This window comes from Flavobacterium cucumis (assembly GCF_900148835.1).
In the GTDB taxonomy this organism is placed as follows: Bacteria; Bacteroidota; Bacteroidia; order Flavobacteriales; family Flavobacteriaceae; genus Flavobacterium; species Flavobacterium cucumis.
This window is the reverse complement of record NZ_FRYK01000004.1, coordinates 15,811-41,169: the sequence shown is the minus strand read 5'-3', so window position 1 is coordinate 41,169 and position 25,359 is coordinate 15,811. Positions and strand designations below refer to the sequence as shown.

The following is a 25,359-nucleotide window of genomic DNA, read 5'->3' as shown; positions in this document are numbered from 1 at the left end:
TTATTATTTTTAATAAATAAGACAAACAGTTTTCAAAAATAGAAACATGAAAAAAAACACTTTAATTATAGTATCAATTCTTGTGATTATTGGTTCTGTTTTAACTTTTAAATTATTTTTTCAAAATAATGACGATATCAAAAGTGCACTTTCAACTAAAGATTTTTTAAAACTTGAAAACTGTATTGAAAAGTTATTTGATGAAGATAAAATAAATGGCCGTTGGATATATTTTCGAGAAGTAGCTCCTGGTTTTAACGAAGGTGTTTTTGAATACTATCAATACATTTATAAAAATGGAAAGAAAACAACTTCATTAGAATGTTTTCAAGTAAAATTAATTACTTCAGAAAATGAGATTATTTACTATGAATTTAACGAAGAAAAAAACAAAAAAGTAAAATCGAGCTGGTCAGATTCTTACGAATGGGAACCTTATTATGAATTGATAGAAAAATTCAAGAACGATAAAGAAATTGAGAATTTAAAAACTTCATTCAAAAATAATTTTCAAGCAGAACTAAACGAAAAAGAATTATTTCTAACCAATATAACTTTTGGAAACGGTTGTGGAGCTGGAGCAATGTATTCAAAAGAGAGAATGCAATTGAATGAATTTGTGGCCAAAAAAGACAAAGAAAGTATTTTAAAATGGCTACATTCAACTAATACTGAAAAACAAATGTTTGCAGTTGAAGGATTTTTAAAATTAATGAAATCGGGGACTAAATTTAGTCAACAAGAATTAGATTTGTTTCATAACGTAACAAATAAAAAAGGAAATGTAAAAGTTTGCCATGGTTGCATTTATTCAACCGAAGAAGTAAGTGAAATAATAAAAGAAATTAAAAATCAACTGTAATAACTTAAACATGAAAAAAATAATTTGCTTAGCGTTGGTTTCCTTTTTTATTTCTTGTAAAAAAGAATCGAAAGATGGCTTTACACCAACTAAAATAGACAGTTTAGCCTCTATAAGCGAAGTTGAAAATTTTATTAAGCCATTTGACTCAAGCTTTACAAAATACAATTATCGTTTAGAAATGCTAAAAGATTCTACTCTCTCAATGCAACCTTATTGTAAAGGAGACTTTGATAATAACGGCTACACAGATCTTTTTGTTGCTGGAAAATACAAATATGGTAGAATGTACCCTTATGCTTTTATGAATTATGGCAATGATTCCATTAATCATTTTAGATTACATGAAAGTGGTACTGATTTAATTCCAAAAGTTATCAGAAAAAACAATCATGACCTTTTAGTATTAAAAAAAGGTTCTAAATTTAATTTCAGAGTTGATACACTGATTTACAAATATCGCAATCTTATTAATTACAATAGTAACCCTAAAAAATATAACATTGAAAAAATCACATTTAATGGATTTAATATTAGAGGTGAATATGAAATTGTAATAAACCAAAATCATAAAGCAACCTTTAAATTATCAAAAGGCATAAACGATACCTTATACCATTATAAAGCCGAAAGAGGATTATCTTCGAAAGAATACACCGAATTAATTGATTTACTGAATTATATGGATTTTCCAAGTTTAAAAGAAAAGTATTTTGAGAGAAGTTCTAGTCACATAATGTGTGACCTTACAATCAGCTATAATAATGGTAAAATCAAACATATATTTGACCATGGCATGGAAAACCATTATAGCCTAAAGGCACTTTATTCAAAATTTGAAGATTTAAAGAATACAGTACAATTAAGAGCCGCGGGATATAGTTTAATTTCAGAACAAGATGATTAATAAATCTCCAAAACAAAAAAAATCCCGAGCTAACTCGGGATTCTTACTATATAAAAGTAATTTTTATCTATTCTGTAAATACTTCAAAACATTCTTCTCAATTCGTTCATTAATGTTAGAAATATCCGCTTTTACGAACTTTTCTCCAATGATGTTTTCAAATAACTCAATGTAACGTTCTGAAACCGTTTCGATGTATTCGTCGGTCATGTTTGGAATTTGTTGTCCTTCTTTTCCTTGGAACCCGTTTTCAATTAACCAACGACGTACGAACTCTTTTGACAATTGTTTTTGTTCTTCGTTGTTGTTTTGTCTTTCTTGATACCCTTCAGCGTAGAAATAACGCGAAGAATCAGGCGTGTGGATTTCATCGATTAATACGATTTGTCCGTCCCTTGTTTTCCCGAATTCGTATTTCGTATCTACTAAGATTAAACCGCGAGAGGCTGCAATTTCCGTTCCTCTTTGGTATAAGGCTCTAGTGTATTTTTCTAAAATTAGGTAATCTTCTTCCGTTACAATTCCGTTCGCTAAAATAGCTTCGCGCGAAATGTCTTCGTCGTGCGAACCGTTATCTGCTTTTGTTGTTGGCGTGATGATTGGTGTTGGAAATTTATCGTTTTCTTTTAATCCTTCTGGCATTTCCACACCGCAAAGGATTCTTCTTCCTGCTGCATATTCACGCGCAGCATGACCTGATAAATACCCACGAATTACCATTTCTACTTTAAACGGCTCACACAAATGTCCTACCGCTACGTTTGGATCGGGAGTGGCTACTAACCAATTCGGTACAATATCAGCCGTTAATTCCATGAACTTCGTAGCGATTTGATTTAGGATTTGTCCTTTATAAGGAATTCCCTTAGGTAAAACCACATCAAATGCCGAAAGACGGTCGGTAGCCACCATCACTAATAAGTCATCGTTGATATTGTAAACTTCTCTAACTTTTCCACGGTAAACTGATTTCTGACCCGGAAAATTGAAATGGGTAGTCGTAATTGTGTTCATTATGTTGTGTTGTTGTTTGTTGTGCAAAAGTAAACTATTTATTTACTTTCAAAAAAAGATTTTATAAAAAAAGAGCGCATCTAAAAGTACTGTTTTGTCATTCCGAATTTAATTCGGAATCTATAAATAATTATTCATAGAAGCTAATTCGCCTAGGCGAATCAGCTTGACAAGATTGGACTTATAGATACGCTTTGTACTTGAAGTGACGAAAATTGAGAACGGTTTTTGACCCCAATTTTCTTCTCTCGATACCATTTTCTAAGAAAATCGGTAGGACGAAAATTTATTTAAACATAATATTATACGTTACCCCAACTCCTAAAGAACGAATAGCAATACCATCGGTAAAGGTATTTTGATAATAACCATATATGTTCCATTTCTTGTTATGATATCCGATTTGTGGATTAAAATACAATCCCCCTGTATCATCCACATTGGTTAAGAACCCGTAACCGAAATCGGCTCCCACAAATACCCCTTCATTCTGGAAATAATAGCGCGCAAAACCCGCTAGAGGGATCACTCCAAAATCCTCGATACCATCTTTCCCAAAAAAATGATTGTATCCCGATGCTATACCAATCCCAAAATGCGGATCAAATAAATATTGCCCTCTAACATCAACTCCAACATTGAAAGAAGCAAGGTCTTTGCTATCTCCCAAGGAAACACCTGTGGTTAATCCTGCTTTAAACCAAGAATTTCGGGTTGTGATATCCACCTCTGGAATTTCTTGTGCATAACTGATACCAAAACATAGCGTGGTTAAAAATAAAACAACTTTTTTCATACTTGTAGATTTTAAGGTTTACAAATTGGAACGAGAAAAATTGAAGTTTTATTTTTTAAAGGGACAAATTATAAGATTTTTTTAACGTTTATGGAATATCTCTTTTGAGGAATTAGAAATAAAAAAACGTATCAAAAAGTACCGATTTGTCCTCCCAAATTCAATTCGGAAGCTATAAATTATTATTCATAGAAACTGAAACGAGTTCAGCTTGACAGGACAGGACTTTCAGATACGTTCTTTTATTTTTTAAAAACTAAATCCTTATAATTCGCAGTTTTAAATTTTAAGGAGTCTATTTTTCGAAAACTTATCTAATCATTATTCTCAATACTCTTGTAAGCATCAATAATTTTCTTCACTAATCTATGACGCACAATATCTTTATCATCTAAGTAAATGATTCCAATGCCTTCAACATCTTTCAATACTAAAAGCGCTTCTTTCAATCCTGAAATCGTTCGTCTTGGTAAATCCACCTGACCTGGGTCGCCCGTGATGATGAATTTGGCGTTTTTTCCCATACGGGTTAAGAACATTTTCATTTGAGAATGTGTCGTATTTTGCGCTTCGTCTAAGATTACGAAAGCGTTATCTAACGTACGCCCACGCATAAACGCTAACGGAGCAATTTGGATAATTCCTTTTAAAATATAATCTTCTAAGGTTTGTGGGGGCAACATATCGCGCAAGGCATCGTACAAGGGTTGCATGTAAGGGTCTAACTTTTCTTTCATATCTCCCGGAAGAAAACCTAAGTTCTCCCCTGCTTCCACAGCTGGACGCGTTAGTATAATGCGTTTGACTTGTTTTTCCTTCAACGCTTTTACGGCCAAAGCAACTCCAGTATACGTTTTTCCTGTCCCTGCAGGTCCAACAGCAAAAACCATGTCATTTTTATGTACATAATCCACCAATTTTTGTTGGTTAGGTGTCATGGCTTTGATTAACTTTCCTCCTATTCCATGCACTAAAATCTTATCGCGGTCGTGCATGTGTTCGGCATCATGTTGATGACTTGTCTCCAAAACCCTCAAAATAACATTATCATCAATACTGTTGTAACGCGTAAAGTGATGCATCAATCTTCTAAAGCGATTTTCAAACTCATCTAAGATTTCAGGCTCACCATAAGCCTTAAGAGTAGTTCCTCGTGCTACGATTTTAAGTTTTGGATAATACTTCTTAATAGTTTCAAGATGAGCGTCTTGCGCACCCCAAAATTCTTTTGGAGCAATGTCTACTAATTCAATGATTCTTTCGTTCAAAGGCTTTCTTTTTTTAATTATTTTTGAAACGCTAAAATTATACTAGCTTTGCAATCAAATTTAGTAAAAACTACTGTTGGATTTCAAATAAGTTATAAACAAAAAAATGTCAATAATTACTTTAACTACCGACTTTGGACACAAAGACTACTTCGTAGGTGCTTTGAAAGGCAAAATAGTATCGGAACACAAAGAAGCGGTTATAGTAGACATTTCACACGAGATTGACTTATTTAACACCTTAGAAGCGAGTTATTGTATTGAAGCCGCTTATCATAACTTTCCAAAAGGAACCATTCATATTATTGGGGTTGATAGTGAACGTGTGGGCGACACCCAACATATTGCCATGCAATGGGACGATCATTATTTTATATGTGCTGATAATGGAATTTTAAACACGTTGATTCAGAAGAAAATAGCACAGAAAATCGTAGCCATTACCATACACGACCGATTGAATATGAATGCAAGTGATATGGATGTATTTGTGGCAGTAGCTTGTCATATTGCACGAGGTGGATTGTTAAATGTCATAGGTAAAGAAATTTCATCGTTGAAACCGGTAAGTGTTTTGACCTCATCCGTATCTGATGATTTAAGCGAAATTAAAGGACAAATTGTGTACATTGATTCCTTTGGAAATTGTGTTACCAATATTTCTCAAAAACAATTTAACGATACAATTAGAGGAAGAAAGTTCGAAATCGTAATCAAAAACAAAAAGTTCAGTCGTTTGCACAAAAGCTACTCCGATTTTCCCGTTTCGGATGTGAAACAATTAAAAGACTTAGAAGGTGATTTCTTAGCGTTATTCAATGAAAACGGCTATTTAGAAATTGCCATATACAAGAGTAATCCCAAAACGGTAGGTTCGGCTGCGACCTTATTAGGGTTGCACTTTAGAGATGCAGTATCCATTAAATTCAAATAAGATATGTTCATAAGAATTGTAAAAATGCGTTTTCAAGAAGATAAAATCGAAGCTTTTTTAAATAATTTTGAAGAAGTGAAACACCACATACGCAACTTCGAAGGAAACCGTTTTTTAGAATTGTATCAAGACAAAAACGACAAAAGTATTTTTTTTACGTATAGTTATTGGGAAAACGAAGAAGCTTTAGAAAATTACAGAAAATCGGCTTTGTTTGATGGTGTTTGGAGTTATACTAAAACGTTGTTCAGCGACAAACCAGAAGCGTGGAGCGTGGATAGATTGGTTACTTTGAGTTAGGAGTTAGGAGATGGAAGTTGGGAGTAACTTTTAAACTCTTAAACATTTAAACTTATAAACAAAAAAAAAATAAATGAAGTACTTTTTATATATAATCATTTTAACATCTTTATTTAGTTGCAAGAGCGACAAAAAATTTACAGAAGTAAAGAAGCTATCTGATTATAAAAATACACAGTTTATTCCAACATTAGAAAATGAAATTTCAGATAATGAAAATTCTATATATTGTGCGTCCTTACTTTTTGCATGGGACGAAATAAGAAAAGAAATTAATTCTCCCTTAAGCATTCAAACAGAGTTTACACAATTAAATTTACTTAATAATTCGAAATCATTTCAAAATGTATTAGAAAGTAACGAATATGAGTCTAGTGCCGAAATAAATGGAAATTTAATAATTGCAAAAGCTGAATTTGACAAATCATTACCCTTTGAACATCAACTTCAAAATCTCAGTAATAAACTTACTTTTAATGGTCAAAAAGTTGCTGCTTTTGGCTTAATTGGTCTTTGTACTTATGAACAATTTCAAAACATAAAAATTATATACTATAAAAATGACAGTAACTTTATAGTTAAATTAATACCTAAAGAAAAAGAACATGAAGTAATATTATTCATGTCGGAAAAAAAATTCAATTCAATTTCTGAAATGAATTTAGAAATTGAGAGACTAACTGAAATTGGTAAAAAAGAGATAAAAAACAATAAAATAAATTGGAAGTATTATTACAAAGAGGAAGATCAATTAATAATTCCTAAATTTAATTTCAATATTGAGACAAATTACGATTCATTAGAAGGTAACAAATTTAGCTCCCAAAATGAAAATTATAACATAGAAAGAGCATATCAAAGAACAGCTTTTATATTAAACGAAAGTGGAGCCGAAATTGTAAGTGAAGCTGAAATTGAAGTTGCTGCTGTTGAAGAAATTGAAGAAATTGAAAAACCAAAACCTAAAAAAATGATTTTTGATAAACCTTTTTTGATATTGTTGAAAAGAACTGATTCAAAAAATCCATATTTTGGTCTTTGGACTACAAACACTGAATTAATGATAAAAGAATAAATATTATTCAAACTTTTAAACTCTTAAACGTTTAAACTTATAAACAAGAAAAACATAAATGAAAGCATTATTATTACGAGAAATAAAATCTTTTTTTGGTTCGCCGATTGGATATTTAGTCATCGGGATTTTTCTTTTACTCAACGGATTATTTCTTTGGGTTTTTGAAGGCGAATTCAACATATTAAACTCGGGTTTTGCCGATATGAGTCCGTTTTTCAAATTGGCACCATGGATTTTAATTTTCTTAATTCCAGCCGTAACCATGCGCAGTTTTTCGGATGAGAAAAAACAAGGAACCATTGAATTGTTGTTTACCAAACCGCTATCGAATTGGGACATCGTAAATGGTAAATTCTTGGGCGCTTTAGTTTTAATTGTTTTAGCGATTGTTCCTACCATTATTTATGTGTTGACGATTTCGCATTTTGGAAATCCACAAGGTAATATTGATATGGGAAGCACATTAGGTTCCTATTTCGGATTGTTGTTCTTGATAGCAGCTTACACTGCAATTGGAATTTTTGCTTCTACTTTATCAGACAATCAAATTGTGGCTTTTATTATTGCTGTTTTTTGTTGTTTCTTTTTCTATTTCGGATTTGATGGCATTGCTTCTTTCCTTGGAAATTATAGTTCGATGTTTGCTGCTTTAGGAATGGATTATCACTTTAAAAGTATGAGTCGCGGTGTGTTAGATACACGTGATATTGTGTATTTTGTGAGTGTGACGTTTTTATTTTTATCGGCAACGGTTTATCAACTTAAATCATTGAAATGGTAATGAAAGAGCACAAATCAAAAGCTTTAAAGCAATTAGGAATTGTATTTTTAGCAATCATCGTTATCAATTTAATTAGTAACTTCTTTTTCAAACGTTTTGACTTAACGCAAGACAAACGTTATACACTTTCAGAAACGACATTAAACATCATCAAAAGTGTCGATAGTCCGTTTTACATCGAAGTCTATTTAGAAGGAAACTTTCCACCGGAATTTAAACGTTTACAAAACGAAACCAAACAACTTTTAGAGGAATTCACGGCTTATAATTCAAACATCATTTTTAACTTCAAAAATCCGATTGAAAAAGAGGAGACACGAGTAGAAAAAATGAAAGAATTCTATGCCAAAGGGATGCAACCGTTGAGCATCACCGTAGAAGACAAAGGAAAGCAATCGCAAGAAGTGGTATTCCCTTGGGCGCAAGCGACGTATGGTGATAAATTCACGAAAGTGGCGTTATTGAAAAACTTAATGGGGGCTACTACTGAAGAAAAAGTAATTAGTTCGGTACAGCATTTGGAATTTGGTTTTGCAGAGGCCATCAATAAAATTTCGAAAGAAAAACAAAAGAAAATCGCGGTAATCAAAGGTAACGGAGAAATGTTAGAACCTTTTATGGCGGATTTCCTAAGAACGGTTAAAGAAAGTTATTACATTGGCCCCTTTACATTGGATTCGGTAGCCAAACAACCTACTCAGACATTAGAAGCCTTAAAAAAATACGATTTAGCCGTAATTGCAAAACCTACAGAAGCCTTCACAGAAGAAGAAAAACAAGTATTGGACCAGTTCATTATCAATGGCGGAAAAACGTTGTGGTTAGTCGATGTCGTTTCGGCAGATATGGACAGTTTGTATAACGAAACGGGTACGATTTTAGCGGCACAACGCGAATTGAACTTATCCGATATGTTTTTCAAATACGGTATCCGAATCAATCCCTTATTGGTAAAAGACGAATATGCCACGCCTATTAAACTAGCCTCTGGAAATCAAGGAAGCGAAACCCAAATGCAAGAATACACTTGGAAATTTGCGCCGTTTATCTATCCAACGTCAACCAATCCTATCGTGAAAAACATGGAAGGGATTAAGTTTGAATTTGCATCACCTATTGAATTATTAAAGAACGACATCAAAAAAACAGTTCTTTTAAGTTCGTCTGAATATTCGAAGACGGTGGGTACTCCAAGTCCAATTTCATTAGATATGGTGACAGAAGAAACCACTGAAGAAGAATATTTAGGAAAAGGATTACTTCCAGTAGCAGTTTTAATGGAAGGAAAATTCCATTCGATGTATCAAAATCGAGTGCTACCATTCAAAGACAATTCGTTTCAAGCGACGGGAAAAGACAATAAAATGATTGTGATCTCGGATGGTGATGTGATTAAAAACCAGTTAGACAAAGGGATGCCATTAGAATTAGGTTTCGACAAATGGACGAATCAATTATATGGCAACAAAGAGTTCTTAATGAACTGCGTAAATTACCTTTTAGACGACAACGGACTTATTAACATACGAAGTAAAGACGTCGATTTACCGCTTTTAAATAAAGAAGAAGTTTACAAAAACTACACCATAGCACAATTAGTAACTGTCGGATTACCAATAGTTATCTTAGCTATCTTTGGGTTTTTATTTACATTCTTACGAAAAAGAAAATACAGCCGCTAGTTGTTAATAAAATTGTTTTTGCGATTGAGCAGAATTAGAATATATTTGTGAAATATAAAATCAAATCACGATTTTAAAATACAAGATAATGAAGTTTATAGTATCGAGTTCGTATTTATTAAAACAATTGCAAGTTTTAGGAAGTGTTATCAACAGCAGCAACACCTTACCTATCCTTGATAATTTCCTTTTTGAATTAGACAACAACCAATTAAAAGTTTCAGCTTCCGATTTAGAAACAACGATGACGGCAACGTTAGAAATTGATTCTACGAGCCAAGGAAGTGTAGCTATTCCTGCAAAACTTTTATTAGATATCTTAAAAACCTTCCCAGAGCAACCGTTAACGTTTACTGTTGAAGACAATTCTACAGTAGAAATTAGTTCGAACTCGGGTAAATATGCGATTGCTTACGCTCCAGGAGAAGAATTCCCTAAAGCAGTAGTTTTAGACGATCCTTCAAAAACATTAGTTCCTGCAGAAGTATTAGCAACTGCGGTAAGCAAAACGATTTTCGCTGCTGGAAACGATGATTTACGCCCAGTGATGAGTGGTGTTTTCTTCCAATTTTCACCAGAAGGATTAATCTTCGTAGCCACAGACGCTCACAAATTAGTAAAATACGCTCGTACGGATGTAAAAGCATCTCAAGTTGCGGATTTTATTATGCCGAAAAAACCTTTAAACATTTTAAAAGGAATTTTAGGTGCTTCTGATGCTGAAGTTTCAATCGAATATAACGATTCAAATGCAACTTTCTCTTTTGAGAATTATGTATTAACTTGTCGTTTAATCGATGGAAAATATCCAAACTACGAAGCGGTTATTCCAAAAGAAAATCCAAACAAATTATTAATCAACAGAGTGCAGTTTTTAAACTCGGTTCGTCGTGTGGCTATCTTTGCTAACAAAACAACGCACCAAATTCGTTTAAAAATCGCAGGAACCGAATTGAATATATCAGCTGAAGATATCGATTACTCAAACAAAGCTGACGAACGTTTGACTTGTGACTACCAAGGAGACGATATGCAAATCGGATTCAACTCGCGTTTCTTAACAGAAATGTTGAATAATTTATCAAGTGATGAAATCCAATTAGAAATGTCAATGCCAAACAGAGCGGGTATTTTAACCCCAGTTGACGGTTTAGACGAAGGCGAAACCGTTACGATGCTTGTAATGCCAGTAATGTTGAGCAACTAATTTACAATAATTGATTTTACAGTCTAACTGAAAAATCTTATTACCAACCCTAACTAACTTAAGAACCACTTGGCTATAGCTTTTGTGGTTTTTTAATTTTATTGCATTGGCACGCGGATAAAACGGATTTTCAAGTGCGGGTTTTCTTTTAAACACATAGACACAATAGAGTTGCTTTGTGTTGATTTTAGGCGTTTCACTTTACATAGTTCACAATAGCCTATCTACTTAGTTTGTCATGCTGGCAAGCATCTCTTGAACAAGTGATATTTTTTATTACGGAAAGAAGCAACATTTTTTCGCAAAGAACGCAAATAAAAACTTGGTGTAACTCTGTGCTAAACTTAGTGAGACTTTGTGTAACAACTCCTAACTAAAAAAACTTCCATCTTCTAACTTCTAACTTCTGACTTTGATTTATCTTTGCAGGATTAAATTTAGAACATGATTCCACAAGAAACCATAGTTGCATTAGCTACACCGTCTGGAGCGGGTGCGATTGCTATTATTCGATTATCTGGTAAAGATGCTATTACGATAGCGGCGGAAGTATTTCAATCGGTTTCAGGGAAAGATATTACGAAACAGAAAACGCATACGATTCACCTCGGCCATATTGTAGATCAGGGTAAAGTGTACGATCAGGTGCTGCTTTCCATTTTCAAAGGTCCAAATTCGTATACAGGTGAAAATGTGATTGAAATTTCGTGTCATGGTTCTACTTTTATCCAACAACAAATCATCCAGTTATTGCTTCGTAGAGGAGCTAAAATGGCACAAGCAGGTGAATTTACCTTACGTGCTTTTTTGAACGGGAAATTGGATCTATCGCAAGCCGAAGCGGTTGCTGACTTAATTGCTTCGGATAATGAAGCGTCACATCAAATCGCGATGCAACAAATGCGTGGTGGTTTCAGTAACGAAATTGCGAAATTGCGTGAAGAATTACTGAATTTCGCTTCTTTAATCGAATTGGAATTAGACTTTGCAGAAGAAGATGTAGAATTTGCTGATAGAACCCAATTTCATGTATTATTAGAGCGAATTGAATTCGTTTTAAAACGTTTGATTGATTCGTTTGCCGTTGGAAATGTTATTAAAAATGGTATTCCTGTTGCTATTGTGGGCGAACCGAATGTTGGGAAATCGACTTTATTGAATGCCTTATTGAATGAAGAACGCGCCATTGTTTCTGACATTGCGGGAACAACTCGTGATACGATTGAAGATGAATTAGTAATCGACGGAATTGGTTTTAGATTTATTGATACTGCAGGAATTCGTGAAACGAAAGATGTGGTGGAAAGTATCGGGATTCAAAAGACATTTGAAAAGATTGAGCAAGCACAGGTGGTTTTATTCCTTGTTGACAGTACGGAACTAACAATGGAGAGTTTGGAAGGTTTAAAAGTAGAAGTAGAAAAAATTAAAAACAAATATCCTCAAAAAGCATTACTTACGATATTTAATAAAAAAGATAAACTAGAAGAGAGTTTACTCCGAAATCTAGAATCTCAAATTGAAAATTCAATTTTTATTTCTGCAAAACAAAAAGTAGGTATTGACGAATTAAAAAATGAATTAATGTCATTTGTAAATACTGGCGCTTTACGAAATAACGAAACAATTGTAACCAACACCCGCCATTACGATTCCTTATTAAAAGCATTAGAAGAAGTCCAAAAAGTGAAATGGGGCTTAGACTCAGGTCTTTCTTCGGACTTAATGGCTATTGATATTCGCTCTGCGTTGCATTATTTTGGAGAAATTACTGGAGAAGTGACTAATGATGAGTTGTTAGGAAATATTTTTGCGAATTTCTGTATCGGGAAATAAATTTATTAGACATTTAAAAAGAGGTTGTCTGGAGAAACCTCTTTATTTTTAAAACTATTGTTTTTGATATGTTCTGATATAATATTCTATATCATCAGGATTGTTTGGATTACTATTTACTTCTTTAAATTTTAATTCCATCGTATTTCCTGTGAACGAAGACTCTACGGCAACTTCATAAACAGAATCATAACTAGGATTAGTGCTAATTTGATGAAAAACATATTGCCCATTTAAGCTTTTAGCCCAAATTTTATCGCCAGTAAAAGAACTATTTTGTTCTCTACACTCATCAAAAACAGCATTAAAGTCGAATTCTCTTTCAACAAAAGTTCCATCAGCATTGATTATAAATCTGCTTAACAATTGACAACCACCGACAAGGTCTTCCGTTTCAGCTCCACCGTACGTAATTCGAACCGTTTTGGTGTGTTGCCATTCGCCAATAACTTTATCTTGAGCTGGACTATCATCACTTGAACATGAATATCCTAAAATCATAATGACTAATATTGTAATAACTTTTTTCATAATTAATTAAGTTTTAAATTAAGTTTTGCTTCACTAATTTCTCCTTTAACCCCCACAGGTTTCGCTTCTAAGATGATTTCATAATTTCCTTTAGGAATTTCAGAAACTGTAGTATCTGAATTTTCTTTTAAATAAGACAACATTGAAATAAAATCAAATGTTTCAACTGGTATAAACATATCTCCAGGAAAAAAAGGCATTGGACTTCTTTTACTTGAAGCAATTACTTTACCATCCTTTTTCAAAGTTGTTGTAAAAACAAATGAGACTACAATCTTCTTGTCAGAATTTAATGGTAAAGAATTCCCAGTAAAAACAAATTGTATAGGAAATTTATCTTCTCTGAAATCGGCAAATAGATTTACTGCTTTATTTGATTTTAAACTTATTTCAAGTTTAGATTGTTCCTTTACTTTTATTTCACCTTGTACATATTGAGCAAAACTATTTGATGCTACTATTAAAAATATTGTTGCTATTATTTTTTTTAATGAATTCATATCATGGGTTTTTAACTGTTTCATAATATTCTTCTAAAACTTTTGCAGGTCTTTTATCATGATAAATGTAGGTTGCCTTTATATAACCCAAATAATAATTGGTTTGTCGATAATGAGTATAACTGATTTCAAAAATTCGTTTTGCTACATTATCAACTGATTCAACTATCATTTTAAATTTTGTTTTTCCATCTCCATTATAAACTTGAGGTGCCACTTTATTAAAAACATAAGTAGGCTTGGTTTCATATCCTACTTTTGAATAAATGGTTGTTTTTTCTCCCCATTTTATCTCAAATAATGGCATATTAGATGTGGCATTTGTATTCCAAAACTGCAATTGGGCTTGAGAACTAAGAGCAAAGAACAAAGTAATAATTAAAAGAGTTATTCTCATTTTATTGAAGTTTTTCTGTTATTATTAATTTTGCCGTTGCTATACAAGCTTCTTTATTTTTATCTTCATTCCCTAAGTTGGCATAAACCTGAAACTCTAATCCTTGATAAAAAACTTTTAAATTTTTATCCTTATTATTCCAAACTGCATAATTCCCAATGCTTGGAATTTCAGTATAACTTAATCCCTCGCCTAAAGAAGTTGCTATTTCTTTTGCTTTTGCAGCTTGATCAGATGTAGCTTTTCCTGAATTTTGCATTTCTTTCGTTTTGGCATCCATAGCTTTAGAAGCATTTGCCAATTCTTCAGTTGTTGGCGTATGATAATTGTGCTTGAATTCCTCTAAAGTGGTTGTTCTTACCCAAGAAACCTCAACATAATCATTAGTTGGAATTTCCATAGGTTTACCAGTTATTGGGTTTTTAATTTTATCTGAAACCTCAACTCTACCTTTATCCCATTTGTACTGTACACTGTGCGTTTGAGGATTTTTTAGTACTTGATTATAATCTTTAACAGCTTCTGAAGCATCGTAATGAGTTACTTGAGATGCCATTTCAAGTGTAAACAACTGGTCTAATTTACCGTTCCATTCGTCTGCAGTTTTTCCACCAGACGATTCAATCGCTGTTTCTAATTGATTTTCTAGTTCGTTTTTATTTTCTTCTTTACACGAAAAGGCAAAAAGAAAAACACTTAATAATATAAGCTGTACTATTTTCATGTTAGTTTATTTTAAAATGTTATTTTTATCAATACCGTAACTCAAAATAATTGGATGAACAAGTTTACCATTACCTGTTATTACATTCCAATTAGAAGGACTATCGATATTCATTGCATCGCTTCCTTTTCCGTTAATTTCAAATATTACTTCATCTTTTGAAAGTTTTGTTATGATCATTTCTCCTTCAAAAGGAACTTCAGAAGATTTCATTCCAGTATCGTTAACTTCCATGAAAGTTATATTTGCAGTTGGATTTTCACCATCATATTTGTTACTGATTGCAAATTTTGCTTTTAATGGCAATGTAAATTTTTCAGAGATATCACTTATCGTTGCAACAAAAGACTTCCCGTTTTCACCTGTCATTTGAAAAGCAATTGATAGCCCGTCATTGTCTTTTTGAAAAATCACAGTTGCTTGCATTTTTTCCTTTTCAGTAAGATACGTTTTAGTTGCAGACTTGTAGTTGATAAAACCACCATTATCAGCTATTTCGCTTGTATCTGGTAAATCTACTTGAGTTCCAGTTTTACGCTCTACTGCATTTTCCACTGCATCAGTAACTTCATCTTGCATGCTTTCTTTGGCTTTGTTGCAGGAAAAGAGTGATATTATCCATAATAATTGTAAAAAATAAATCGCTTTCATTTGTATTAAATAAAAAAGGTTACTTAATTATTTTAAACAAGACTCTAGATTTATCAAACTCTAATCCATAGTCAACATAATTTCCGTTTTTATAGTTATACCCTACCCAAATATTGTTACTTCCGTCTACAGGAATAGTTTTTAAATCGAAAACCTCTGTGTATTTTTCATAATCCTGATTCGGACCATTTATTTTTCCTTTTATATGATGAGTAATTCTAATTTCGAATTTTACATTTCTATCATTCCAATCTTGGGAACTAATATTGTATTCACGTGTATATTGAGGAGAATTTGGAACTGCACTTCCATCATTACCACCATAACGAAAAGCATAGTCTTCAGTCGAATTTAAAAGATATTTTGATTTATTTCCAAAACTTCTTACTGATTCTGAACTGTTTTGAGTAACTTTTATTATATCAACTGAAACAATTCCATATAAATCAGGAAATCTATTAAAAACTCCATTACCTTGAAAAATATGTAATAATTTAACTGTAATTTTCTTAGGATTATTAGAAGAATTAGCGTCACTAGTTAATCCTTGTTGTATTGTTGTGGAATTTTGATTATTGCTTGTTGAAGTTGAACTACTCGTAATAACTTTATTATTTTTCACATGTTTGGTTCCGTCCCAGTTACCACCCGAAAGTGCTGTTGTCCAACCCCATTTCCCTTTAAAACTATTCCCTTCAAAAGAATATTCTAAATATCCTTTTTTACCATTATTTGTAAAAGTTCCTGTTAGTTTTTTTGTAGAAGGATTATAGGTTGCATCAATATTTCCCACATCATGATATTTACCTGTTATTTTGTTACCCACCTGCTGTAAAATAATGTAACCTTGTGTGGTGTTCCATTTACCGCTCCAAACATTTGTAACGTTTTTAACAGCATCTTTTCCGCCAGCTTTTGATGTTACTTTCCAAATGTAATCGGGGTTTGTAGAATATTTATTATCTGTACCATACCCCCAGTTTCCATTAAAAGAAGTAATTCCACTATCAAAAAAGTGTTGTTTGCCAGATGGCGAAAAGAAAATAAACTTTCCTTCAGCAGCACCGTTATGAAAATTTCCAACAATTTCTTTTCCTACGTTAGCTGTCGAACCCGTAATAGTCCCAATTCCTTTATAATCGCCATAAACTATTCCTCCGTTTGGATACTCAAAACCTTGTTCAAAAGTCAAATTAATAGTTCCATAATTGGTGTTGTAAACTCCATCTGAAAAAGATTGTGCATTAGAATTAAAGCTAAATACTAATGCAAAAATTAAAATTAGTTTTTTCATTTCTTTATGATTTTTTGTGTGATTTTTTTACCAGTTAATGAATTCAAAATTGTTATGTAATAAATTCCTGTTGGTAAAGAAGTTAAATCGATAGTTTTATTATGAATTCTTAACTTTATTTGTTGACCAACAGCATTGAAAATATCAATTTGATATGCTTCTTCATTTTCAATTGTAAGCTTTACGTAATCTTGAGTTGGATTGGGATAGATTTGAATTTTATCCTCTAAAGTAACCTCTTCAACACCTAAAGTTCCTGTTCCAAATTTCCATAATTCATATCCTTCAACTGTTGTTGTTCCTTCTACGTAGAAATCATTATTCCAAGATTTCAACGGTCTAGTAAAAATTTGTCTTGGTTGTGTTGTTGGACCTGTGTAGGATGAAAGTTGTGTAAAATTTCCATTTATTGGATTAGCTTCCCATAATTGTTCAGGGCTATTATCGCCACTCATTAAAAAATATAACTTGTTATTGTTTGCCGTAATCCAATAAATTGGTCGAGAAGTAGGCGAACCGCTATGTGTAACAGGAATTGCAACTTGGGTTGTAATACCATCTGTTTCGTAAATTTGATAAACTAAACCTCCATTGGGTGAAGTTTGCTCTCTTGCAGCAATGTAGAGCTTATTGTTTAATGCTGTGAAATATGGAATTCCGTCATCAATTAAACTTCCGACTAAAGGATTTAAAGAATTATTTCCTCCTGCATTGAAATTGTAAACTAACTCTACTTTGTAAGCGCTATCTGCAACACTGTAATAACATTTATAAATATCTTGGTTACCAAATGTTGATGAGTTTCCTAAGAAAATAAGTTGATTATTAAAAACAGTGAATTTGTTAAATGAAGAAATTCCGGTAACACCCAAAGTCACAAAATTGCTGTTTATACCGTCAGTATAGTAAATTCTACCATTAGCAAAAGTAAATAGTTTGTTATCAAATATGGTTAAATAGTTGTAAAATCCAGTATTGCCTATTGGATAAACATTTAAAACGGTAGTTTGCACATTTGAAACTGTATCATATTTAATAATTTGTTTATGACCACTTGAGTCAATAAATTGAAAGTATAAATCGGTATTTAATTTTTTAAAATATTGTAGTTTTCCAGTAGTCTCATTTGTGTTCAATTCAAGAACTTTTACAGTGCCAGCACTTGTCCCATCTGTTTTCCAAAGATCAGATCCTTGTCCATTTTCATCTTCTGCAAAAAAATACAAAAAACCATTAATTTCATGAAAAACTAGACAGTTATCCCAAAGGTTTGTAGAACTATCACTTCCTGTTTTAATATCTTTTACTAAACTTATGGTTGTACCATTGGTTTTAAAAAGTTCTCTTCCATGTACTCCGTCATCTGCAGTAAAATATAACTCACCATTAAAAACTGTAAAATTGCTAGGAAAACTATCTGCTGAAAAATTTGGATTTAAGTTCATAATCAAAGTCGTTCCCATTTGAGTTCCATTGGATTTGTATAATTCATTTCCAATTCCACTAACATTTGAACCTCTTGCTGAAAAATACAATTCGCCATTAAACTCTGTTAAGAACATTGGATTTGAACTATCACTACCAGAAGCTATAATAATTTGTTCCCAATTTTGAGCTATCCCAAGTATTGGAAGTAACAAAAATATAAAGACTACTTTTCTCATTTTTTAATGATTTTTTTCGTTACGTTGACTGAATGTTCTTCGTTTGTAAAAAACAAATAATACGTTCCGCTACTTAAAAAACTTAGATTAATGGAACCTTGATTCACAAATGTTGATGTGAGTTGTTTTCCAATTACATCATAAATTCGAACATGCCAATTCGTAATTTCTTGATGTTGTACAAAAAGCTCGTTTTCAACCGGATTAGGATAAACCAATACATCAGAATTTTGATTATTTACGTCATCAATACTTAAAGTATTTAACAATGCGATTTGATACAAAATAGATTCACCTACCGTAAGGTTTCCATCGGAATAGTTTCTGTTAAAAACTTCACCAATTAATGATTTTCCATTAGCTGAAGTAGTATAACCACCACTAAAGGTTTGACGGTATAATTGTTGTGAAATACAATTGACCGAAAAGAAAAGGAATAGTACTGTAGCTTTCATCTTATTCTTGATATGTAATTACAACACTTAAAAACCTCAAATCAAAACTTCCTGATTGTAAAGGCCACTCATCTGATGCCAAAGCCAATGTATATGATTTATTTAAATTGTCTATTGTTTTAGTAATCGGGATATTTTGAACTTGATTTGAAGCAAAAGTTGGATAATTATTAGAATCAAAAACAGTATTAAAAGCAGAAGCAGTTGCTCCAGAATTATTATCAATCTCTACAATTCCTAATTCAAAATTTCTAGTAGAATTATCATAAAAAGTTACTTTGAAATTAGTAATAGTAGCACCATGAGGTAAAATTAATGGCCATGGATTATATACATTTGTAAGAACACCCCCACTTGTATTACTTAGATGAAGTACTTGATACAAGCCATTTCCAACAAAAGCTGCTCCAGAAATACTTAAATATTTAGTTTGAACTGGTTTTCTTTGTAGTTGACCATCAGCATTAGCAACCACTTCTCTTGTGCCAGTACCTGATAGATTTTCAACTTGAAATTGTCCTTGACCAGAAATACTTGCACGCTGAAAATTATCAGTAACAAAACTTATTTCATTCGAACCATCTTGCGAAATGGTTACAAAGTTATTGTCAAATTGTAAAAAATTAGAACTCATAGATTTAATCGAATAAGGAACTGCTCTCAAAGGATTTAGTCCTAAAATCACTAAACCATTACCTGAATCAACAGAAACTCTTAATAGTAAATCGGTATCGCTCCAATCAATTAAATCAAAATTTCCAAAAGTGGCATTTCCTAATCCTATCTCAGCATTAATAAAACCATTTTGATCTGTTAAAACATTATTATGAAGTTCTGTAAATTGTAAAACTTGTGTAGCATTGCCCTTTACAATATCAAATTTTAATAATACTGGAGTTGATTGTATTGGATTTCCTAAATTGTCTGTTAATATTCCAGACCAATTCATTGGCTTTGTTAACTGTGAATAACTAAAAGCGGAAACAAATAAGAAACTAATGTATAAAATTATTTTTTTCATTTTTTATAGTTTTATGAATTCAACACGTCTATTTTGAGCTTTTTCTAAAGCATTAGTGTTTTTATTTAAAGGCACACTTTCCCCTTTTCCTTCAGTAGATAATTTGTTGGCATCAATTCCAAATTCATTTACCAAAGCTCTTTTAACCGATTCTGCTCTTTTTTGAGACAAGACCAAATTATCGGTATCTTTTCCATCACTATCTGTGTGACCAACAATTTTGATATTACCATCAATGGATTGAATGCTTTCTGCAATTTGTTTTAAGATTGCGTAAGAATTTGGACGAATAACATCAGAATTCACATCAAAGAAGATGTTCTGAGTTACAAACTTCTTATTGGCAGTAATATCATTTTTTGGATTGGCGTTACCAGTTGCCAATCTAAAATTTGTAAAATACATTCTGTTTTCAGTTACAAAGTAATTTTGAATATGAAACGCTAAAAAATGGTCTCTATTTGCTACTAAAAATTCAGCATTTTCGATAATTTTTTCCTTATTTATCCATAATGACAATTTATTATTCTCACACTTTAAACTTATTTTTGCATAATAATTATTTAGTTCAGGTTGCCAAGAATAAAACTGAAATTCATTCTCTGGGTTTATTTGGTCATTATTTTTTTTTATAGCAAAAGTTGCCAACCCTGTTTTTGGCATCTGTGTAATAGGACTTATTGTAATTTCAGAAGAATTATCTAAGTAAGGATCTTGCAAAGAATTAGCTTGCGATTTGTCTAAAAACCTTAATCCAAGCGATCCAGTATTTCTATCTGGTGTGTAGACATCAAATTCTAAAGTAAAATTTTTAGGTAAGTTTTTTAGCCCTAATGGGTAAAAGCTTCCAGATTTAACCTCAAGCCAATTTTTTCCTTCGTTAGCAACTACAGCTAACTCGTTTACATCATATGCACCCCATCTTTTTATAGATTGGTCTGCAAAATCTTCGAAAAAAATAATTTTTTCTGCAGGAACAAAATCAAAATCTTTATAAGCAGAGTAATCTGTATTACCAGCTTTATCAGTTTTAGTTACAGGTGGATCGTAACTTAAAGTTTTTGAATCACTTGTTTCATCATTATTCCCTTTTTTCTTTTTATCTTTTTTCTTAAAAATATTTGTTAAAGTTTCTTCAGCTTTATTTAGAGCTTTATCAACTGTTTCATCTGATTTTTGCTCTCCTTTATTGTAAGTCTTATCTTTTGCATTTTTTATTACTCTACCGCCAACAGTCTCTTGTGCGTTAGTAATAAAAAAACTAAATCCTAATAAAATTAAAGTAAAAACATTTTTTTTCATAATTGATTTTTTTATGTTGTTATTATACATTTAGTGTTTGGAATAAAAAAAAGTAAACATCGATTTTGAAATTTGTTTACTTTTGAAAAAAGTCTACACTAATGAATAAAGAATCATCGTTGATACAACTATTAAAAGAAAATGATAGTAGGACAATCAAAAAGATATATGAGGACAATAGAACGAGATTTATTGCTTTTGCTTCTCAGTATAATTTAAATGTTGATGTTATCTTGGATATATATCAAGATGCGATTATTGCTCTATGTGAAAATGCGAAAAAAGGCAAACTTGACAGTATACAGAGTTCAATAAGCACTTATTTATTTAGCATTGGTAAGTTTATGATTTTTCAATTGCTTAAAAAAGATAAAAAAATGCATATAATTGACGATTTTAATTTAGTTGATTATGAATTTGAATCGTATGATGAAGAAAAAGAAGATACTGAAATTAAATTATTACAAACTGCTTTTGAGAACTTAGGCGAACAATGTAAAAAGGTGATTCAGCTCTTTTATTATGAAGAAAAAAAATTAGATGAGATTTTAACTATTCTTAATTACACGAATAAAGATGTATTAAAAAGTCAAAAATCGAGATGTATGAAACAACTCAAAGACTTAATAAAAAAATAATTAATCATGGATAAAGATATATTATTAAACAACTATTTCGAAGGCAACCTTTCTGAAGAAGAGAAACAACAATTTAACGAATTGCTCTCAAATGATTCGGAATTTAAAGCCGAATTTGAATTTCAAAAGAAAGCAAAAATAGCCGTTGCCTTAAGCGAACGAAAAAAAATGAAAAACCAATTAAAAGAAATTGAAAACTCAAGAAAACAAAAAAGCAATAACAAAACTTGGTTATCAATTGCTGCTAGTATTGTTGTTATTTTAAGCTTGGGCTTTATATTCTTTTGGAATAGTTCTGCTAAAAATGATAATTTATATGCTGATTTCTATGAGACTTTTCCAAATATTGAAGCACCAACAACTAGAGGTGAAAACACTTTAAATATTAAAAGTGAAGCTTTTTTTGCTTATGATTCTAAAAATTATAAAAAAGCAATTGAATTGTTTACGGAAATATATAAAATAGAAAAAACCGATTATGCTATTTTTTATATCGGATTATCTGAAATGGAATTAAATGAGCATAAAAAAGCTATAGCCACATTTTCACTTTTTAAAGGTGATTCCAATAATAACTTTTATTTCTACATAAAATGGTACAAAGCCTTATGTTATTTAAAAGAAAATGATATTGAAAATTCTAAAAAGCTATTAAACGAAGTCGTTAAAACCGTAAATCCTTTTCAGTCAAAATCGAAAGAATTATTGTCTAAGTTGGATTAATTTTTTTCTGAATAAAATTAAAAGTGTAAATAATCCAAATCCTATTATATAGAACCAATAATAGGATTTTGTTTTTAATGCACTGTTGTTTCCGTTTAAAACAAAACCCGACCAATAATAAGGATGCGATTTTAAAGGATTTTGCTTTAAAAATTCCAATTTAGCCAATTGTAACGCTTTGTCTTTTTCCAATCCTTTTTCAAGATTTTCATAAAACAAAATCATCAATTCTGATGTTTCTTTGTCGGGAACTTGCCATAAACTTACCACAGCACTTTTAACTCCGCTATAAGCAAAAGCTCTTGATAAACTCATAATACCTTCGCCTTTAATTAAAGTTCCATTTCCAGTATCACAAGCACTCAAAACAACTAAATCTGCGGGTAGAAAATACTCATATAATTCATAAAAATATAATGGTTCGTTATTAGCAAAGAGTAAACACGACTTTTCAAAATCATCCGCATACAAGTACGAATGCATTGCCAAATGATAAATAGAATAGTTTGTGAAAGAGTTTATAAAATTTGATTTTGTAGCTTGATTATCAGCAAACAAACTACCATTTGTAACGTCGCAAATTTTTTCAGATTCTTCTTTTGCAAAAGGTAAATTAACAACACGATTTGATTGAAATTTACTTTGATTGTATCTAGGTGCAAAACTAACCAAATTGAATTCAGAATTACTTTTATTCTCTATTGAAATCAACCAAAGCGGAAATGAATAAGCATAAGTAATTTGTGCGCTTTCAATCCACAATTTGTTATTTACTTCTAAACTTTCAAAAGGTAAATAGTTTAAAAACTTATCTGGAATTATCGTAATTTTTCCATCAATATTAAAAGGAACTAATTGGCTTGAAATTGCTTTGTTTTCATTCTTGTAACCAACATCTGGCTCTTTGTATTCTTTGATTAGTTGTTCTAATTCTAGCGAAATTCTATCTACCTTATCTATTTTTTTTACTTCAATTGAAGTTGCATTTACTAAAAGAACATACACATTTTCAAAAGCAACATAATACTTTATCAAATTTGCATCTGCTATTTTATTTTTAATTGAAGTAATATCGAAATCAGTATTAACTTGAATAAAATTGGGGAATTTATTCTTAATTAAAGCTTTCAATTGGTTACTTCTATTTGAAATAGCGTTTAATTCTTTATTTGCTTGATTTCCTTGTTGTTTAATTCCTTCCAGATATTTTTTCTTATCTTCTAATTCCGTAAATTCATCGTAAATTTTAGATAAAGATTCGTTTGCCAAAAGAAATTTCTTTTGCACTTCTTTATACAAATGTTGTGAAGCATTTCTTTCAATCCAATTGAGCAATTCAATTTTCTTAGGTACATTTTTTTGATATTTTTCAGAAATCACAAAAAGTAAGCCTTCTGAAATTTTATCTTGTAGTTTATTTAGAGTAGGATTATAACTGCCATTCAAATAAAATTCATTAAACATTTCGGCAGCAATTAAACTCAGTTTTTCAGCTTTATTCAAATCATCAATATCCTTACTATTGATGTAACTATCTTTAAAAATAAGAGCCGAAGTAGCAAAAATATTAATGTAATTATGAGAATTTAAATCTCTAAAAGAATTAAATTTTAAATCAACTATTTCAGTTTTTTTTTGCGTATGATTTTGAACTAAATCGATTATATTCTGCTCAACTAAATTAGATGCTTCAGAAAATTTCCTTGAACCTACCAAATTCATTGCTTTAATCGTTTCAAGAGAGTATTTACTCGAATTAAAACGACCAAATTCGATAGTATTAAGTGCAATATCTATTTTTTTACATCCTTCTTCATATTTATTTAAAAAATAATAGACGGAACCTAAAATTGCATTAGCTTTCATACTGTAAAAAAGAAAATTATAGGCTAATGCTTGTTCATTAAATCGTTTTAGATGTTTCTCTGCTAAAAAGTATTGTTCTGTTTCGTACAATCTATAACAAAATTCATCATAAGTAGATAAATAAAAATTCAAGTTTTCTTCTCTTTCATTACCACTATCCAATGCAAATTTGGAAAAATCTCGTAGCTTCTTTTCTATTAATTCTTGTTGTGTATTAATATCCATTCGCGATATTTCCATTCTGTAAAATATCCGTTTGGCGTAATTCTCGTCTTTTTCACTTAAAATTACTTCTCCTTTATCTAGTTTATCAATATACTTTTCAAATGCATTTATTGTTTCTCTTGAACTTTTTAAATCGCCATAATTTTGTTGAAAAACATGTAAATTATTATAAGCTGTAAGATAATCTGTAGTAGTTATTAATCCTTTTTTCTCACAAATTTCAATAGCTTTTTTGGTGTAAACTAATTCATATTTTTGATTGTGAATACTTGAATAATTAAAAGATAAATCTAAATATGCATTGACTAATTCTTTTGGATCATTTTCTAAAAGATAATCCTTATAATCTGTTACAATCTTTTTTAAAACATAGATTGTTTCTCTAAATTTGTATTCTTCACTAAAAGTTTCAGCTTCTTTTATTAATTGATTTAATTGAATTGTATCTGTTACTTGTTCTTTTTCAACTTTAAAATTTGACGCTATTTCTGTAGCAACAGTATTACTATCAGAAGAATTACAAGAAGAAAACAATAAAATAACCCATAAAATAGACGCAAAACCTACAATAATATTTTTAAAACGGCTTTTCATTTTCATTTTGTAATTTTATAGTTATAAATTTAAATAAATAAGTTAAATTACATAAACGTTGACATGATTAAAATAGCATAATTGAAAAAATGTTTTAGTTTTCATTATT

The 25,359-nt window shown here is 31.1% G+C and carries 25 protein-coding genes; 11 read left to right on the top strand and 14 right to left on the bottom strand.

Going from position 1 to position 25,359, the window contains the following annotated elements; genetic code table 11:
• Window positions 1-46 precede the first annotated feature (46 nt).
• Both BUE95_RS10625 and BUE95_RS10620 read left to right on the top strand, forming a co-directional pair.
• Window positions 47-862 (top strand): hypothetical protein, encoded by an 816-nt coding sequence (locus BUE95_RS10625; RefSeq protein WP_073584294.1) that lies wholly within the window; start codon window positions 47-49, stop codon window positions 860-862.
• Between the two features lie 10 nt (window positions 863-872).
• Window positions 873-1,769, top strand: a complete 897-nt coding sequence (locus tag BUE95_RS10620; protein WP_143165279.1) for a DUF6438 domain-containing protein — start codon at window positions 873-875, stop codon at window positions 1,767-1,769.
• A gap of 63 nt (window positions 1,770-1,832) precedes the next feature.
• Here BUE95_RS10620 and BUE95_RS10615 read toward each other — a convergent pair whose 3' ends face one another.
• The 3 genes from BUE95_RS10615 to BUE95_RS10605 all read right to left on the bottom strand — a co-directional run bounded on the left by BUE95_RS10615 (window position 1,833) and on the right by BUE95_RS10605 (window position 4,847).
• Window positions 1,833-2,783: a phosphoribosylaminoimidazolesuccinocarboxamide synthase gene (locus BUE95_RS10615; protein ID WP_073584291.1), complete on the bottom strand. Its 951-nt coding sequence runs from the start codon at window positions 2,781-2,783 to the stop codon at window positions 1,833-1,835.
• Between the two features lie 286 nt (window positions 2,784-3,069).
• The gene (locus tag BUE95_RS10610) at window positions 3,070-3,579 is read right to left on the bottom strand and encodes a hypothetical protein (protein WP_073584289.1); all 510 of its coding nucleotides are present in this window, start codon (window positions 3,577-3,579) and stop codon (window positions 3,070-3,072) included.
• A gap of 314 nt (window positions 3,580-3,893) precedes the next feature.
• The gene (locus BUE95_RS10605; RefSeq protein WP_073584286.1) at window positions 3,894-4,847 is read right to left on the bottom strand and encodes a PhoH family protein; all 954 of its coding nucleotides are present in this window, start codon (window positions 4,845-4,847) and stop codon (window positions 3,894-3,896) included.
• Window positions 4,848-4,953: 106 nt separating this feature from the next.
• On the opposite strand from BUE95_RS10605, the gene BUE95_RS10600 reads away from it, so the two are divergent.
• The 7 genes from BUE95_RS10600 (at window position 4,954) to mnmE (ending at window position 12,665) form a co-directional block, all read left to right on the top strand.
• Window positions 4,954-5,781, top strand: coding sequence for an SAM hydrolase/SAM-dependent halogenase family protein (locus BUE95_RS10600; RefSeq protein WP_073584284.1), 828 nt, complete (start codon window positions 4,954-4,956; stop codon window positions 5,779-5,781).
• A 3-nt stretch (window positions 5,782-5,784) separates the two neighbouring features.
• On the top strand, window positions 5,785-6,081 hold the full coding sequence (locus tag BUE95_RS10595) for a putative quinol monooxygenase (protein WP_073584282.1): 297 nt from the start codon (window positions 5,785-5,787) through the stop codon (window positions 6,079-6,081).
• A gap of 73 nt (window positions 6,082-6,154) precedes the next feature.
• Complete coding sequence (locus BUE95_RS10590) at window positions 6,155-7,156, top strand: serpin family protein (RefSeq protein ID WP_073584280.1); 1,002 nt, start codon at window positions 6,155-6,157, stop codon at window positions 7,154-7,156.
• A gap of 58 nt (window positions 7,157-7,214) precedes the next feature.
• Window positions 7,215-7,940: a gliding motility-associated ABC transporter permease subunit GldF gene (gene gldF / locus BUE95_RS10585; protein ID WP_073584278.1), complete on the top strand. Its 726-nt coding sequence runs from the start codon at window positions 7,215-7,217 to the stop codon at window positions 7,938-7,940.
• Window positions 7,940-9,622: a gliding motility-associated ABC transporter substrate-binding protein GldG gene (gene gldG, locus BUE95_RS10580; protein WP_073584574.1), complete on the top strand. Its 1,683-nt coding sequence runs from the start codon at window positions 7,940-7,942 to the stop codon at window positions 9,620-9,622. The genes gldF and gldG overlap by 1 nt, the downstream gene beginning before the upstream one ends.
• A gap of 88 nt (window positions 9,623-9,710) precedes the next feature.
• Window positions 9,711-10,829 carry a DNA polymerase III subunit beta gene (gene dnaN, locus BUE95_RS10575; RefSeq protein WP_073584276.1) on the top strand — a complete coding sequence of 373 codons (1,119 nt, stop codon included), beginning with the start codon at window positions 9,711-9,713 and terminating at the stop codon, window positions 10,827-10,829.
• Between the two features lie 444 nt (window positions 10,830-11,273).
• Window positions 11,274-12,665 carry a tRNA uridine-5-carboxymethylaminomethyl(34) synthesis GTPase MnmE gene (gene mnmE, locus BUE95_RS10570; protein WP_073584274.1) on the top strand — a complete coding sequence of 464 codons (1,392 nt, stop codon included), beginning with the start codon at window positions 11,274-11,276 and terminating at the stop codon, window positions 12,663-12,665.
• Between the two features lie 54 nt (window positions 12,666-12,719).
• Here the strand turns inward: mnmE and BUE95_RS10565 are convergent, their stop codons facing one another.
• Genes BUE95_RS10565 through BUE95_RS10520 form a run of 10 tightly spaced genes read right to left on the bottom strand, consistent with a single transcriptional unit; the run spans window position 12,720 to window position 21,204 of the window.
• Window positions 12,720-13,196 (bottom strand): hypothetical protein, encoded by a 477-nt coding sequence (locus BUE95_RS10565; RefSeq protein ID WP_073584272.1) that lies wholly within the window; start codon window positions 13,194-13,196, stop codon window positions 12,720-12,722.
• A gap of 2 nt (window positions 13,197-13,198) precedes the next feature.
• Window positions 13,199-13,696, bottom strand: coding sequence for a hypothetical protein (locus tag BUE95_RS10560; RefSeq protein ID WP_073584270.1), 498 nt, complete (start codon window positions 13,694-13,696; stop codon window positions 13,199-13,201).
• A gap of 1 nt (window position 13,697) precedes the next feature.
• Window positions 13,698-14,093, bottom strand: coding sequence for a hypothetical protein (locus BUE95_RS10555; protein ID WP_143165277.1), 396 nt, complete (start codon window positions 14,091-14,093; stop codon window positions 13,698-13,700).
• A 1-nt stretch (window position 14,094) separates the two neighbouring features.
• Complete coding sequence (locus BUE95_RS10550) at window positions 14,095-14,817, bottom strand: hypothetical protein (RefSeq protein WP_073584266.1); 723 nt, start codon at window positions 14,815-14,817, stop codon at window positions 14,095-14,097.
• A gap of 6 nt (window positions 14,818-14,823) precedes the next feature.
• The gene (locus BUE95_RS10545) at window positions 14,824-15,468 is read right to left on the bottom strand and encodes a hypothetical protein (protein ID WP_143165276.1); all 645 of its coding nucleotides are present in this window, start codon (window positions 15,466-15,468) and stop codon (window positions 14,824-14,826) included.
• Between the two features lie 19 nt (window positions 15,469-15,487).
• Window positions 15,488-16,762, bottom strand: a complete 1,275-nt coding sequence (locus tag BUE95_RS10540) for a hypothetical protein (RefSeq protein ID WP_073584262.1) — start codon at window positions 16,760-16,762, stop codon at window positions 15,488-15,490.
• Window positions 16,759-18,426 (bottom strand): T9SS type A sorting domain-containing protein, encoded by a 1,668-nt coding sequence (locus BUE95_RS10535; RefSeq protein WP_084530275.1) that lies wholly within the window; start codon window positions 18,424-18,426, stop codon window positions 16,759-16,761. Before BUE95_RS10535 ends, BUE95_RS10540 begins: the two co-directional genes overlap by 4 nt.
• Entirely contained in the window at window positions 18,423-18,881 is a 459-nt protein-coding gene (locus tag BUE95_RS10530) for a T9SS type A sorting domain-containing protein (protein ID WP_073584258.1), read from the bottom strand. The genes BUE95_RS10535 and BUE95_RS10530 overlap by 4 nt, the downstream gene beginning before the upstream one ends.
• A gap of 1 nt (window position 18,882) precedes the next feature.
• Window positions 18,883-19,902: a hypothetical protein gene (locus BUE95_RS10525; RefSeq protein WP_073584256.1), complete on the bottom strand. Its 1,020-nt coding sequence runs from the start codon at window positions 19,900-19,902 to the stop codon at window positions 18,883-18,885.
• A 3-nt stretch (window positions 19,903-19,905) separates the two neighbouring features.
• Entirely contained in the window at window positions 19,906-21,204 is a 1,299-nt protein-coding gene (locus tag BUE95_RS10520; RefSeq protein ID WP_159433509.1) for an OmpA family protein, read from the bottom strand.
• A gap of 101 nt (window positions 21,205-21,305) precedes the next feature.
• Between BUE95_RS10520 and BUE95_RS10515 the strand changes: the two genes are divergently transcribed.
• Both BUE95_RS10515 and BUE95_RS10510 read left to right on the top strand, forming a co-directional pair.
• Window positions 21,306-21,842 (top strand): RNA polymerase sigma factor, encoded by a 537-nt coding sequence (locus tag BUE95_RS10515; protein WP_073584252.1) that lies wholly within the window; start codon window positions 21,306-21,308, stop codon window positions 21,840-21,842.
• A gap of 6 nt (window positions 21,843-21,848) precedes the next feature.
• Complete coding sequence (locus BUE95_RS10510) at window positions 21,849-22,565, top strand: tetratricopeptide repeat protein (protein ID WP_073584250.1); 717 nt, start codon at window positions 21,849-21,851, stop codon at window positions 22,563-22,565.
• Here BUE95_RS10510 and BUE95_RS10505 read toward each other — a convergent pair.
• On the bottom strand, window positions 22,545-25,256 hold the full coding sequence (locus BUE95_RS10505) for a CHAT domain-containing protein (RefSeq protein WP_073584248.1): 2,712 nt from the start codon (window positions 25,254-25,256) through the stop codon (window positions 22,545-22,547). The genes BUE95_RS10510 and BUE95_RS10505 overlap by 21 nt on opposite strands.
• Between the last annotated feature and the right edge of the window lie 103 nt (window positions 25,257-25,359).